Annotated in this window: 14 protein-coding genes; 2 read left to right on the top strand and 12 right to left on the bottom strand. The window is 54.1% G+C overall.

The window, feature by feature from the left end:
* Nucleotides 1-103: 103 nt before the first annotated feature.
* From recA to tam, 3 genes are all read right to left on the bottom strand, one after another.
* The gene (gene recA / locus CTZ24_RS13080; RefSeq protein ID WP_021184507.1) at nt 104-1,174 is read right to left on the bottom strand and encodes a recombinase RecA; all 1,071 of its coding nucleotides are present in this window, start codon (nt 1,172-1,174) and stop codon (nt 104-106) included.
* Between the two features lie 96 nt (nt 1,175-1,270).
* The gene (gene pncC / locus CTZ24_RS13075) at nt 1,271-1,765 is read right to left on the bottom strand and encodes a nicotinamide-nucleotide amidase (protein WP_208723742.1); all 495 of its coding nucleotides are present in this window, start codon (nt 1,763-1,765) and stop codon (nt 1,271-1,273) included.
* A gap of 100 nt (nt 1,766-1,865) precedes the next feature.
* The gene (gene tam, locus CTZ24_RS13070; protein WP_208723741.1) at nt 1,866-2,642 is read right to left on the bottom strand and encodes a trans-aconitate 2-methyltransferase; all 777 of its coding nucleotides are present in this window, start codon (nt 2,640-2,642) and stop codon (nt 1,866-1,868) included.
* A 167-nt stretch (nt 2,643-2,809) separates the two neighbouring features.
* Between tam and CTZ24_RS13065 the strand changes: the two genes are divergently transcribed.
* Nucleotides 2,810-3,697: a dihydrodipicolinate synthase family protein gene (locus CTZ24_RS13065; protein WP_208723740.1), complete on the top strand. Its 888-nt coding sequence runs from the start codon at nt 2,810-2,812 to the stop codon at nt 3,695-3,697.
* Nucleotides 3,698-3,731: 34 nt separating this feature from the next.
* On the opposite strand, the gene CTZ24_RS13060 is transcribed toward CTZ24_RS13065, so the two are convergent.
* Together CTZ24_RS13060 and mltB are read right to left on the bottom strand one after the other, a co-directional pair.
* Nucleotides 3,732-4,070, bottom strand: coding sequence for a zinc ribbon domain-containing protein YjdM (locus CTZ24_RS13060; protein WP_208723739.1), 339 nt, complete (start codon nt 4,068-4,070; stop codon nt 3,732-3,734).
* Nucleotides 4,071-4,156: 86 nt separating this feature from the next.
* Complete coding sequence (gene mltB, locus CTZ24_RS13055; RefSeq protein WP_021184513.1) at nt 4,157-5,239, bottom strand: lytic murein transglycosylase B; 1,083 nt, start codon at nt 5,237-5,239, stop codon at nt 4,157-4,159.
* Between the two features lie 345 nt (nt 5,240-5,584).
* On the opposite strand from mltB, the gene mutS reads away from it, so the two are divergent.
* Nucleotides 5,585-8,146, top strand: a complete 2,562-nt coding sequence (gene mutS / locus CTZ24_RS13050) for a DNA mismatch repair protein MutS (RefSeq protein ID WP_415175588.1) — start codon at nt 5,585-5,587, stop codon at nt 8,144-8,146.
* 166 nt (nt 8,147-8,312) lie between these two features.
* On the opposite strand, the gene rpoS is transcribed toward mutS, so the two are convergent.
* From rpoS to ispD, 7 genes are all read right to left on the bottom strand, one after another.
* On the bottom strand, nt 8,313-9,305 hold the full coding sequence (rpoS, locus tag CTZ24_RS13045) for an RNA polymerase sigma factor RpoS (protein ID WP_013510222.1): 993 nt from the start codon (nt 9,303-9,305) through the stop codon (nt 8,313-8,315).
* A gap of 50 nt (nt 9,306-9,355) precedes the next feature.
* Nucleotides 9,356-10,444 (bottom strand): murein hydrolase activator NlpD, encoded by a 1,089-nt coding sequence (gene nlpD / locus CTZ24_RS13040; protein ID WP_208723738.1) that lies wholly within the window; start codon nt 10,442-10,444, stop codon nt 9,356-9,358.
* Nucleotides 10,445-10,604: 160 nt separating this feature from the next.
* A complete protein-coding gene (locus CTZ24_RS13035; protein WP_021184516.1) occupies nt 10,605-11,231 on the bottom strand; it encodes a protein-L-isoaspartate(D-aspartate) O-methyltransferase in 627 nt (208 codons plus the stop codon).
* On the bottom strand, nt 11,225-11,986 hold the full coding sequence (gene surE / locus CTZ24_RS13030; RefSeq protein WP_036626555.1) for a 5'/3'-nucleotidase SurE: 762 nt from the start codon (nt 11,984-11,986) through the stop codon (nt 11,225-11,227). Before surE ends, CTZ24_RS13035 begins: the two co-directional genes overlap by 7 nt.
* Nucleotides 11,967-13,010 carry a tRNA pseudouridine(13) synthase TruD gene (gene truD, locus CTZ24_RS13025; protein WP_208723737.1) on the bottom strand — a complete coding sequence of 348 codons (1,044 nt, stop codon included), beginning with the start codon at nt 13,008-13,010 and terminating at the stop codon, nt 11,967-11,969. Before truD ends, surE begins: the two co-directional genes overlap by 20 nt.
* Complete coding sequence (gene ispF / locus CTZ24_RS13020; protein ID WP_302474912.1) at nt 13,007-13,489, bottom strand: 2-C-methyl-D-erythritol 2,4-cyclodiphosphate synthase; 483 nt, start codon at nt 13,487-13,489, stop codon at nt 13,007-13,009. The genes truD and ispF overlap by 4 nt, the downstream gene beginning before the upstream one ends.
* Nucleotides 13,489-14,205 (bottom strand): 2-C-methyl-D-erythritol 4-phosphate cytidylyltransferase, encoded by a 717-nt coding sequence (gene ispD / locus CTZ24_RS13015; RefSeq protein ID WP_021184520.1) that lies wholly within the window; start codon nt 14,203-14,205, stop codon nt 13,489-13,491. Before ispD ends, ispF begins: the two co-directional genes overlap by 1 nt.
* Nucleotide 14,206 lies beyond the last annotated feature (1 nt).

Below are 14,206 nucleotides of genomic sequence, written 5' to 3'. Positions count from 1 at the left end.
ATCTACCTTGTTCAGACAGTGGCGCAGGGTAAAGCAAGAATTCAAAGAGGGAAAGTGCTGGCGGGGAAAAACAAAACGGGAGCAGAACGCTCCCGTTGAGGTATCAAAAATCTTCGTTGGTTTCGCTGGCTTCTTCGTAGTCGTCAGCGGAAACATCCGCAGCAGCACCAGTGGCGGTTGCACCGGTCAGCAGCATATCGCGCAGCTTCTGATCGATTTCATTGGCAATCGCCGGGTTCTCTTTCAGGAAGTTGGTCGCGTTGGCTTTACCCTGACCAATCTTGTCGCCGTTATAGCTGTACCAGGCACCCGCTTTTTCAACCAGCTTGTGCTTCACGCCCAGATCGACCAGTTCACCGAAGGTATTGATGCCTTCACCGTACATAATCTGGAACTCAGCCTGTTTGAACGGTGCCGCAACTTTGTTTTTCACCACTTTCACGCGCGTTTCGCTACCCACGACCTCGTCACCTTCTTTAATGGCACCGATGCGGCGAATATCGAGACGTACGGAAGCATAGAATTTCAGTGCGTTACCACCGGTGGTGGTTTCCGGGTTACCGAACATCACACCAATTTTCATACGAATCTGGTTAATGAAAATCAGCAGCGTGTTGGACTGCTTCAGGTTACCGGCCAGCTTACGCATCGCCTGGCTCATCATTCGTGCAGCCAGACCCATATGGGAGTCACCAATCTCGCCTTCAATTTCGGCTTTCGGCGTCAGCGCAGCAACGGAGTCAACAATGATGACATCGACCGCACCGGAACGCGCCAGCGCGTCACAAATTTCCAGCGCCTGCTCACCGGTATCCGGCTGAGAACACAGCAGGTTATCGATATCAACACCCAGTTTTTTCGCGTAAACCGGATCCAGCGCATGTTCAGCGTCGATAAAGGCACAGGTTTTACCCTTGCGCTGTGCTGCGGCAATCACCTGCAAGGTCAGCGTGGTTTTACCTGAAGATTCCGGGCCATAAATCTCGACGATACGGCCCATTGGCAAGCCACCCGCACCCAGTGCGATATCCAGTGACAGAGAACCGGTGGAGATGGTTTCAACGTCCATCGAGCGGTCTTCACCCAGGCGCATGATGGAGCCTTTACCAAATTGTTTCTCAATCTGGCCCAGCGCGGCAGCTAAAGCCTTCTGTTTGTTTTCGTCAATCGCCATTTCCACTCCTAATCATGCCGGGTAAGCAGGCATTTCTGTATGCCAGCTCGCGTTCTGTTGCCGGTAATTATACTGTACAGTCATACAGTATCAAGTTTAATTTGTCAGAAATTCATCATGCAACGTTTGCAACGCCCAGGCGACGGATTGACGCCGCACTGCATCACGGTCGCCATCAAAGCGTTGGCACTGCGCCACTACGCGCCCTTCCGGTCCGGCAAAGCCAAACCAGACGGTGCCAACCGGCTTATCCGGCGTGCCGCCATCCGGCCCTGCAATACCGCTGACGGCAATGGCATACTCCGCCGCTGCTTCTTTCGCGGCCCCTGCGGCCATCTCGCGCACCGTTTGCTCACTCACCGCACCAAACTGCGCCAGCGTGCTGGCCTGCACGCCAACCATCTGCTGTTTAGCCTCGTTGCTGTAGGTAACGAAACTGCGTTCAAACCAGGCAGAACTGCCGCTGATATCGGTAAATACTTTTGCAATCCAGCCGCCAGTACAGGACTCCGCCGCAGTAATGGTTGCCTTGCGCATTTTCAGCTGTTCGCCAATGTGACGACTCAACTGTTGTAACTGTGCATCGTTCATCGCCTTCTCCTTATCTGGCGCTCACGTTAACAGGAAATGGTGCAGCGAAGGACCCTTTTCAACCCTGATGTCGCGTTTTGCGCGCGGGCTTCCACAAGTTTCAGCGGGTTTTCATCGCCACCATAAAAAGACGCGGGAAAGCCAGCAAAACCTTGCCATTGCTACGGCTCAGATAAGCAGGAATTAATCGCTGATGATATTCCGCTAAAAAGGCCTTTTGCTGGCTTTCATCCAAACCAGCGAGGAAAGGACGCAATCCCGTTGCACGCAACCAGGTAATGATGGCCTGCGCATCGGACATAACGTGGTAATAAGTGGTGCGCCAGATATCAACCTCACAGCCAGCATCGTTCAGCAAATCATAATATTGTTCGGTGGTAAGTAAGCGTTTACGATCGGCAGCCTGGGGCGAAATATGAGTTCGCCAACGCTCAGTCGCCGCCACTTCACGCATCAGGCGATGTGAGGGTTCCTCAAGGTTATCAGGCATCTGAATCGCCAGAGAACCACCGATATCGAGCTGACTGACCAGATGCGGCAGCAAAGTCTGGTGATCGCCCAACCATTGCAATGAGGCGTTGGCGTAAATCACCTGCTGCGGTTGCTCCGCCTGCCAATGACGAATATCAGCCTGCGCAAAACGGCAATCCGGAAGGCGCTCGCGTGCCTGCTCCAACATGGCCTCTGAACTGTCGATGCCGGTGACGATCGCTTCCGGCCATGCCTGTGCCAACAATTCAGTACTGTTACCCGGCCCACACCCCAAATCCGTGGCATAGCGCACATCAGGGGTTGCAATCCGTGTCAGCAACTCGCGGGCTGGCCGAGTCCTTTCTGATTCAAACTGCCGATACAGCTGTGGATTCCAGTCTTGCATTTGAACGCTCCTGTTTTACCCGAAGAACCAAACACTACCCGCTTTTTCCACTTTGCAGGGAGGAAAAGTGCGGTATCTCACCTTTTTTAACATCAGGGTCTGGTCAGTCATGACAATGGGCATTAAGTTAAAACGACGTTTCATTTTTTCATAACAAGGAGTTTGCTATGGCTACACAACCTGCACTGGCTGGTGTCTGGTGTCCGTCGGTAACCCCTTTTGATAGCCACGGTAACGTGGATGTTGATGCCCTGGGTCGCCACTTTTCCCGGCTCAATGATTCAGGAATTGATACAATTTTGTTAATGGGCAGCATTGGCGAATTTGCTTCGCTCACCCAGCAGGAAAGGCTGCGTTTGCTGCGCGAAGCCCGCCAGCTCTCGCCATTAACGATGGTCGCGAACGTGTCCAGTACCTGCGTGCCAGATATGCTGCAACTGGCTGAAAGCGCATGGCAAAACGGTTTTGATGCGGTGATGGTGCTGCCGCCTTATTACTATGGTCAGACGCAAAAACAATTGCTGAGCTACTTTAAAGCTCTCGACCGACAATTGGGTGGCAAATGGTTCGCCTATAATTTCCCAGCGCGCACTGGTTGCGATCTGACACCGACCCTGGTGGCTGAGCTGGCGGCAGAATTGCCCAATTTTATCGGGATTAAAGATACCGTCGATTGCCTGTCACACAATCGTGCGCTGATTGAAGAAACACGAAAAGTCCGTAGCGATTTTGCCGTGCTGTCGGGGTATGACGAATACTTGCTGCCTAATCTGCTGGCAGGGGGAGCTGGCGTGATTTCAGGTCTGAATAATATCGTGCCGGAATTGTTTGCGCAGGCAATGCAGGCGTGGCGCGCAGGAGATTTGCGCCAGTTAACCACCATTCAACAACGCATCGGTCAATTAATGGCGATCTATACCATTGGTGATGATTTTGTCACTACTATCAAAACTGCCGTCGCCCGCCGTTTTGAGTCAATGGCCAGTCATTCGCGCAACTACGGCGGTGAATTGAGTGCAGCGCAGTGCGCGGAAATCGATCGCCTGCTGGCATAAAGAGGAATACGGGCGGCGCTAAGCCGTCCGATCATCAGTTCTTTTTCACGAACTCAGATTTGAGCTTCATCGGCCCAAAACCATCGATTTTACAATCGATATTGTGATCGCCTTCAACCAGACGAATGCTTTTAACTTTCGTGCCGATTTTCAGGGTTGAAGAGCTACCTTTGACTTTCAGATCTTTGATAACGGTGACGCTATCACCATCCACCAGCAGGTTGCCATTTGCATCGCGCACCACCAGTCCACCAGTTGCTGCATCGTCAGCACCCAGAGACCAGATATGGCCGCAAGATGGACAGTTCAGCTTCTCGCCATCCTGCCAGGTATAGTCAGCGTGACATTCAGGACAGGCCGGTAAGGTATTCATAAGCGCTCCTCAGAGAAAAAGTCGCGGCAAAGATGGCGCCGCAAAAGGGGCGCCATCTTATCTCCTTACTAACTGTAAGGACAGCATTAAAATATCGCACCCTGCCGCGCTTTGCTGACAGCTTCACCCAGTTGCCACACCGCCATAGCATAATGCGTGCTGTGATTGTAGCGAGTTATGACATAGAAATTGGGCAGCCCGTACCAGTATTGATAACTGGTGCCGAGATCGAGGCGCAACAAACTGGCCTGCTGGTTACCGTCAAGCGAACCTTGAGGCGTCAAACCACTCGCTGCCAGCATGCTGACCGGGTACATGGTTTTAAAACCATTTTCCAGTGCAGGTGCCTGGCCACTGGCGGGGACGGCAACCGTCTCGCCAGCCCGCCAGCCATGCGCTTTGAAGTAATTAGCGACGCTGCCGATGGCATCAACCGGATCCCACAAATTGATATGTCCGTCGCCGTTGAAGTCGACCGCATACTGCTTATACGAAGAAGGCATAAACTGGCCGTACCCCATCGCCCCGGCAAAAGAACCACGGAGATCCAGCGGGTCATCCTGTTCGGTACGCGCCATCAGCAGGAAGGTTTCCAGCTCACTGCTAAAGTAGGCTGCACGGCGTGGATAGCTGAACGAAAGGGTTGCCAGCGCATCCAGCAAACGGGTTTTACCCATTACCCGGCCCCAGCGCGTCTCTACGCCAATAATGCCGACAATAATTTCCGGCGGCACGCCATATACCTGCTGGGCACGTTGCAGCGCATCCTGGTATTGATTCCAGAAGGCAACGCCGTTTTGCACATTATCAGGGGTGATAAATTTATTGCGATAACGAATCCAGGCACCGTTAGGCCCAGTGGGTGGTGTGTAGCTTGGTGCCTGTTGGTCCATCAAACGCAGCACGTAATCCAACCGCTTTGCCTGACCAATTACCGCATGCAATTGTTGGCGGTCAAAACCATGCTTCGCCACCATCTCGTCAATAAATTTTTCAGCAGCGGGATTACCGGCAAAATCGCCAAACATGGGCTGATTTGCATGGGATGCATCCAGTAAAAAGCCCCCCTGCGGGGCAGAAACAACAGCGGGCTGCTGAGATGTATGAGGCTTACTGCTACAGGCAGCAAGCAGAGCAATAAGCGGGAGAAAAGCAACCTTAAAACGCATCGGATATCCATAAACCAGACGAAACTAAAGCACACATATTAATCGTTCAGATACCCGACTTACAGGGCAATATCTTAAATTTACGTCAGTTATCTCTGCCATCGTACTGTCAGACAAAATTTGCGACCCATCTCCATACTTTACTCTTTTCCCGTTTTTTTATTTTTTCCTGACACAGCAATTTGTTATGGTCGGCAACCGAAAAGCCCGTGGGCGGATGAAGGAGATGCCGTAAAAATGGTAACATCCCCTCTTTCGTTGTTGCCCCATCGTGATGACGACATCTTCCCCTGTGGCAACCATGCGCCGCAGGTCATCAAAGAGTAAATATAAAGTGAGAAAGAGATGAAAGGAGCAGAGCAAATGGACTTCAGCGCCCATACGCCCATGATGCAGCAATACCTGCGTCTGAAGGCCGATCATCCTGACATTCTGTTGTTCTATCGCATGGGCGATTTTTATGAGCTTTTTTACGATGACGCAAAACGCGCCTCGCAGCTGCTGGAAATCTCTCTCACCAAACGTGGTGCGTCAGCAGGCGAACCTATTCCGATGGCAGGTGTCCCCTATCACGCCGTTGAAGGTTATCTGGCGAAACTGGTCCAGTTAGGAGAATCGGTCGCAATTTGCGAGCAAATTGGCGATCCCGCGTTGAGCAAAGGTCCGGTCGAACGCAAAGTCGTACGTATTGTCACCCCAGGAACCATCAGCGATGAAGCGCTGCTACAGGAGCGTCAGGACAACCTGCTGGCCGCCATTTTCCAGAGCCAGCGTGGTTTTGGCTACGCCACGCTGGATATCAGTTCAGGACGTTTTCGCCTGAGCGAACCCGGTGATCAGGAAACGATGGCTGCCGAGTTGCAGCGTACTAACCCGGCCGAATTACTCTATCCCGAAGATTTTCAGGCGATGTCGCTTATCGACCAACGACGCGGCCTGCGTCGTCGCCCACTTTGGGAATATGAAATCGATACTGCACGCCAGCAGTTAAACCTACAATTTGGCACGCGCGACCTCAACGGTTTTGGCGTTGAACAGGCGCATCTGGCGCTGCGCGCGGCGGGATGTCTGCTGCAATATGTCAAAGATACCCAACGCACCTCACTGCCGCATATCCGCTCGCTCAGTATGGAACGCCAGCAGGATAGCGTGATCATGGATGCTGCCACGCGTCGCAATCTGGAAATCACGCAAAATCTCGCCGGTGGCACCGACAATACCCTGGCCGCCGTGCTGGATAAAACCGTCACGCCGATGGGCAGTCGTATGCTGAAACGCTGGTTACATATGCCATTGCGTGATGTCGACACCATCGCACGCCGTCAGGAAGCGATTGCGGAATTACAGGCGCACAGCGAAGAGCTACAACCGGTTTTACGTCAGATTGGTGATCTGGAACGTATCCTTGCCCGTCTGGCGTTGCGCACCGCACGCCCGCGCGACCTGGCGCGTATGCGCCATGCCTTCCAGCAGTTGCCGGAGCTGAATACCCTACTGCAAACAGTGAACGCGCCACAACTCACGCAGTTGCGTAGCCAGATGGGCGAGTTCAGCGAACTGCGCGAATTGCTGGAAAATGCCATTATTGAATCACCGCCAGTTCTGGTGCGTGATGGCGGGGTGATTGCTCCAGGTTATAACGCCGAACTGGATGAGTGGCGCGCGCTGGCCGACGGTGCCAGCGATTACCTTGACCGCCTGGAAATTCGTGAGCGGGAAAAACTGGGGCTGGATACGCTTAAAGTTGGCTTTAACGCAATTCATGGTTACTACATTCAGGTTAGCCGTGGTCAAAGCCATCTGGTGCCCATCCATTATGTGCGCCGCCAGACGCTTAAGAATGCCGAGCGCTATATCATTCCTGAGCTGAAAGAGTACGAAGACAAGGTGCTGACCTCAAAAGGGAAAGCGCTGGCACTGGAAAAAGGCCTGTACGACGAGCTGTTTGACCGTCTGCTGCCACATCTTGAAGCCCTGCAATTAAGCGCGGCGGCGCTGGCCGAACTCGATGTACTGAGTAACCTGGCGGAGCGCGCCTGGACCCTCAACTATTGCCGTCCGGTGCTTCAGGAGAAAGCGGGGATCCGTATCACGGGAGGTCGACACCCGGTGGTGGAGCAGGTTCTGAAAGAACCCTTTATCGCCAACCCGCTTTCGCTGTCGGCACAGCGACGCATGCTGATTATTACCGGCCCCAACATGGGGGGTAAAAGTACTTACATGCGTCAGGCGGCATTGATTGCGCTGATGGCCTGGATCGGCAGCTTCGTGCCTGCTGAAGAGACGGTGATCGGCCCTATCGATCGCATCTTTACCCGCGTGGGGGCGGCTGACGATTTGGCGTCCGGGCGTTCTACCTTTATGGTGGAAATGACCGAAACGGCCAATATTCTGCATAACGCCACCGAGCATAGCCTGGTGTTGATGGATGAAATCGGTCGCGGCACTTCAACCTATGATGGTCTGTCGCTGGCGTGGGCCTGCGCCGAAAGCCTGGCTAACCGTATCAAAGCCATGACGCTATTCGCCACCCACTATTTCGAGCTGACAACGCTACCGGAAAAAATGGAAGGCGTGGTCAACGTGCACCTGGATGCCGTGGAACACGGTGACACCATCGCGTTTATGCACAGCGTGCAGGATGGCGCGGCCAGCAAAAGTTATGGCCTTGCCGTAGCGGCGCTGGCGGGTGTACCGAAAGAAGTGATCAAACGAGCCCGTCACAAGTTGAAGGAGCTGGAAGCGCTGTCGGGGAGCACTGCCGCCTCGACGGTGGAAGGTTCTCAGTTACCATTACTGGTAGCGGACACCTCACCGGCAGTGGAAGCGCTGGAAGCATTGGATCCCGATACCTTGACGCCACGTCAGGCGCTGGAGTGGATATATCGCCTAAAAACGCTGGTATGACAATGAGTTAGAAGTAGCAGTGCGATTTATCGCGCCGCTACTGAATGTACATCAGCACCAGGGTCTACAACCCTGCTTAAGGGATCGTGTGTCAATCACCATCCTGAATCGCAGGCATAAAAAAACGGTGACCAGGTGGTCACCGTTTTTATGTAGCGATTACGGTTTATTCACGAAACAGCGCTTCAATATTCAGGCCCTGAGTCTGCAAAATTTCACGCAGACGACGCAGCCCTTCCACCTGAATCTGACGAACACGCTCACGGGTCAAACCGATTTCGCGGCCCACATCTTCAAGCGTTGCCGCTTCATAGCCCAACAGGCCGAAACGACGCGCCAGCACTTCACGCTGCTTGGCATTCAGTTCAAACAACCACTTAACGATGCTTTGTTTCATATCATCGTCCTGCGTGGTGTCTTCCGGGCCGTTATCTTTTTCATCGGCCAGGATATCCAGCAGCGCTTTTTCGGAATCACCACCCAACGGTGTGTCAACCGAGGTAATACGCTCGTTGAGACGTAGCATACGGCTTACATCATCAACCGGTTTGTCCAGCTGTTCGGCAATCTCTTCGGCACTCGGCTCATGATCGAGTTTGTGCGAAAGTTCACGCGCGGTACGCAGATAGACATTTAACTCTTTAACAATGTGGATAGGCAGACGAATAGTACGGGTTTGGTTCATGATTGCCCGTTCAATGGTCTGACGAATCCACCATGTGGCGTAAGTCGAGAAGCGGAATCCACGTTCCGGATCAAACTTCTCTACAGCACGAATGAGGCCGAGATTACCCTCTTCAATCAGATCCAGCAGCGCCAGACCACGATTGCTGTAACGACGGGCAATTTTCACCACCAGACGTAAGTTACTTTCAATCATGCGGCGACGAGAAGGAATGTCGCCTCGTAATGCGCGGCGGGCAAAGAACACCTCTTCTTCCGCCGTTAACAATGGAGAATAACCAATCTCTCCGAGGTAGAGCTGCGTCGCATCCAAAACGCGTTGCGTCGCACCCTGTGACAACAACTCTTCTTCCGCTACATCGTTATCACCAGGTTCGTTCTCAACGAGAGCCTTCTCATCAAAAACCTCAGCTCCGTTCTCCTCGAATTCCGCATCTTCGTGTAACTCGTTAACTTTCAGCGTATTCTGGCTCATAAGCGGCTCCTACCCGTGATCCAAGGGCAGAACACCTGGGTTCTGCCGGATTATCGTTGCGGTAAGTAACGCAACGGATTTACGGATTTCCCCTTGTAACGAATTTCAAAATGCAATCGTACTGAACTGGTTCCGGTGCTACCCATCGTAGCTATTTTTTGCCCAGCTTTAACTTCCTGTTGTTCCCGGACCAGCATTGTGTCGTTATGGGCGTAGGCACTCAGGTAGTCATCATTGTGTTTGATGATGATTAAATTACCGTACCCACGGAGCGCGTTGCCTGCGTATACCACCCTACCCGAAGCAGTGGCGACAACAGGTTGTCCACGCGAACCGGCGATATCGATCCCTTTGTTTCCGCCTTCCGCAGCGGAGAAGTTATCGATAATCTTCCCATCAGTCGGCCAACGCCAGCTTCCCACCGGGGTTGTGCTATCCGTCGTGCTGCTGACTGTGGGTGGTGCGATAACCGGAGCTGTGGTCGTTGCCACATTATTTGCCCCTTTCGACGGCAACAATTTGCTGCCTGAAGAATTACCCGAATCATCAGAATACGTAATAACAGGTTGCTGTGCAACCGGGGCAGATTTAATTTGCGAAGAACCCGGTGTGACAGGTACGCCACCCTGAGTTGCATCAGCGGCAGTGATAGCGTTACCACCGGTAATTGACTGTCCGGCACCGTTCCCAACCTGCAACGTTTGCCCGGCGTTCAGGCTATACGGGGCGGGGATGTTGTTACGTTGCGCCAGGTCGCGATAATCATTGCCGGTAATCCACGCAATATAGAACAAGGTGTCGCCACGTTTAACGGTGTAAGTTTCGCCACCATAGCTACCTTTCGGAATATTCCCATAATTGCGGTTGTACACAATGCGACCATTTTGCGTCGTCACATTATTATTACCACTAATCATTCCGCCCGATGGCGGTGCAGAAGGTACGCCACCGCTTAACATTCCGCCGTGCGGCATCGTAGGTACGCCGCCACCCGAGGTATCGCTCATACCACCGTTGCCACCGATCTGGCTGATGGGTGCTTGTGTATTATCGCTGGAGCTACAGCCTGTCAGCCAAAATCCGACCAGTGTCAGTGCCGCCAGACGGCGTAATTGAAATGTTGTGCTTCCCGTGCTCATTGATCCCCCGTGATGGCAATCCTGGATATGACTGTGTCTGCGTAACCGCATTTTACACTGCATAATGCAGGTGAAACGGCCTTTAGCATTGATTAACAAGGATAGTAACAAGATCAACTGCGCCGTGCCATGTAACAGTTGTGAACAAGTACGAAGAGCTTCAGGCCAGGTCGCCCTGTACTAAAGGCACAAAGCGGACGGGTTCGATAATCTCTTCGATCATCTCATCCCCCTGACGGCGCAGACGTTTTAACACTTGTTGATCTTCCCCAACCGGCAGCACCATTCTGCCGCCGTCACGCAATTGTGCTATCAGCGCAGTCGGAATTTCAGGAGGTGCCGCCGTAACGATAATGGCATCGAACGGACCGCGTGCGGCCCAGCCCTGCCAGCCGTCACCGTGGCGAGTTGAAACATTATGCAGGTCGAGTTGCTTCAGGCGGCGTTTCGCCTGCCACTGCAACCCTTTGATGCGTTCTACGGAATAAACGTGATTGACCAGATGGGCCAGAATCGCCGTCTGATAGCCTGAACCAGTGCCAATTTCCAGCACGCGCGCGTCAGCATTGAGTTCCAGCAATGCCGTCATGCGCGCCACCATATAGGGCTGTGAAATGGTCTGCCCACTACCGATCGGCAACGCGACATTGTCCCAGGCTTTGTGTTCGAAGGCTTCGTCGATAAAACGCTCACGCGGCACATCGGCGATGGCTTTCAGCAGATGTTCATCATGGATACCCTGGGCGCGCAGTTGCGCCAACAAGGTTTCAACGCGCCGGTTCACCATGCCAAATCCACCTCCGCCTGGGTCAACCAATCGCTTAACACCACCTGCGCCGCCGGGGCGGTCAGGTCAACATGCAACGCGGTGATCGAGACATAACCCGCATCCACCGCGGCAAAATCGGTATCCGGGCCAGCATCCAGTTTCTCTCCCGGCGGCCCAATCCAGTACAGGGTGTTGCCACGCGGATCTTGCTGGCAGATGACCTGGTCGGCAGGATGACGGCTGCCACAACGCGTCACGCGGAAGCCTTTCACTTCCTCCAGCGGGAGATCAGGCACATTGATATTGAGAATACGACCGGTGCGCAGCGGTTCACGCGTTAACGCCCGCAACAACGCGCAGGTAACAGCGGCAGCCGTGGCATAATGTTGATGCCCATTCAGTGATACCGCCAGCGCCGGTAAGCCAAGATGGCGACCTTCCATCGCGGCGGCCACGGTGCCGGAATAAATCACATCATCACCGAGATTGGGACCGGCATTGATACCGGAGACCACAATATCCGGACGCGGTTGCATCAGGGCATTCACCCCCAGAAACACGCAGTCGGTCGGGGTGCCCATCTGCACGGCGATATCACCATTTTCATGGGTAAAGGTACGAAGCGGTGTCTCCAGCGTCAGCGAGTTTGACGCGCCGCTGCGATTGCGATCGGGTGCGACCACCTGGACTTCAGCAAACTGGCGCAGTGCGCGCGCCAGGGTCTGAATGCCCGGAGCATGAATGCCGTCATCATTACTCAGCAATATCCGCATCGTTACCTTCTTGTTGGAGAAGCTCACGCACGACGCTGGTAGCAAAGCTGCCCGCAGGCAGCCAGAACGCCATCTCCAGCGTCACATCATCCCACCAGTTCCAGTGCAAGTCCTTTGGCACCACACGCATCGCGCGGCGTGCCGCATCAACACGTTCACGCTCAAGCAGTGTAATCATTTCTGCCGCACCTGCCAGGCTGTGCTGTTCAAATTCAAGCGCTTCCACCTGGGTGCCCCAGTCGCCACGACCAGGCAACGGCGCAGTGATCCGCAGTTCATCCTGATTCACGCGCTGTTGCAGTTCAGTCAATTCTTCTGTCTGCGCGACGAACCAGCTACCACGCCCGGTCAGTTGCAAGGCATCGCCGCTCATCACCGCGTCGAGATTGCCGTCTCGCTGCAAACGCGCGCTGGTGACCTGATTAAACAGATGACTGCGGGTGGCCGAGAGCAACAAGCCTTTTTTGTTGCGATCGCGTGGGCGGAATCGATCCTGCGCCCACTGCTGTGCCTGGGTCAGATTATTACCCTCACGGCCAAAACGCTGCTCACCAAAATAGTTCGGCACACCGCTTTTCTGAATTTTCTGTAAACGCTGTTCCACCACGGTCTGATCCGAGATTTGACGGATCACCAGACGAAACGCATTCCCCGCCAGCGCACCGGTACGTAGTTTACGCTTGTGGCGCACCACCTGCAGGATTTCTACGCCTTCCAGCTTAAATTCAGACAGATCAGGCATCGCGTTGCCCGGTAAACGGAAACACAGCGTCTGCTCGGTCACCGCATGGCGGTCTTTCATCCCGGCATAGCTGAGATCACGCACATGCACGCCGAGAAATTTCGCCAGCGCTTCGGCGACAAAGCGGGTATTGCAACCGATTTTACGGATGCGTACCAGCAACTGTTCACCTTCGCCGTCATAGGGATAACCAAGATCCTCAATGACAACAAAATCTTCTGGATTGGCTTTAATCACGCCGGTGGCGCGCGGCTTACCGTGCAGGTACAGCAGTTCACTCATGCGCCAGCCACCTTCACCAGCAGTGCCACAGCTTCACAGGCAATACCTTCGCCACGCCCGGTAAAACCCAGTTTTTCCGTGGTGGTCGCTTTAACATTCACCTGATCCATATGACAGCCAAGAACTTCAGCGATATTCACACGCATCTGCGGTACATGCGGCAGCATTTTCGGCGCCTGGGCGATGATGGTGACGTCAACGTTACCGATCTGGTAACCCTTCTGCTGAATACGGCGCCAGGCTTCGCCCAGCAAACCACGGCTATCCGCCCCTTTATAAGCCGGATCGGTATCAGGGAACAGTTTACCGATATCTCCCATCGCCACTGCGCCCAGCAGCGCATCGGTCAACGCGTGCAGTGCCACGTCGCCATCAGAATGAGCAATAAAACCGTGTTCGAAGGGAATACGCACCCCACCAATCACCAGAGGACCCTCGCCTCCAAAGGCGTGGACGTCGAAACCGTGACCGATACGCATCATGCGCTCTCCTTTAACTGAATCTGGGTAAGATAAAAGGCCGCCAGCGCCAGGTCTTCTGGCCGCGTCACCTTAATGTTATCACTGCGGCCGCTCACCAGTTCGGGATGGTAACCGCAGTATTCCAGCGCCGAGGCCTCATCAGTGATGGTCGCGCCCTCATTCAGGGCACGCGTCAGGCAGGCCATCAGCAGCGCATGGGGGAAAAATTGTGGCGTCAGCGCGTGCCATAAATCTTCACGCTCAACGGTGTGCGCAATGGCGGCTTTACCCGGTTCGGCGCGCTTCATGGTATCGCGCACCGGTGCCGCCAGAATCGCGCCCACTTTGCTGTGCTGACGCACCGCCAGCAGACGCGCTAAATCATCAGGATGCAGACACGGCCGCGCCGCATCATGCACCAACACCCACTCCCCGTGCGTCACCGCTTGCAAACCGGCCAGCACCGACTCGGCGCGTGTCTCACCGCCGGTGACGCGCAGCACGCGTGTGTCCTGCGCCAATGGCAGCGAATCAAACCAGCCATCATCGGGACTGATAGCAACAATCACTTGTTTAACCGCAGGATGTGCCAGCAAACGAGCAACGCTATGTTCAAGAAGGGTAAGTTGACCGATGGTCAGATACTGTTTCGGGCAGGCAGCCTGCATGCGGCTGCCAATACCGGCAGCGGGCACTACGGCGATCACATCCGCAGAGGAAGAGTGGTTGTTCATG

Origin of the sequence: Pantoea phytobeneficialis (assembly GCF_009728735.1) — a bacterium.
Taxonomy (GTDB): Bacteria; Pseudomonadota; Gammaproteobacteria; order Enterobacterales; family Enterobacteriaceae; genus Pantoea; species Pantoea phytobeneficialis.
The sequence above is the reverse complement of the archived record's forward strand: the minus strand, read 5'-3'. Positions and strand labels throughout refer to the sequence as shown.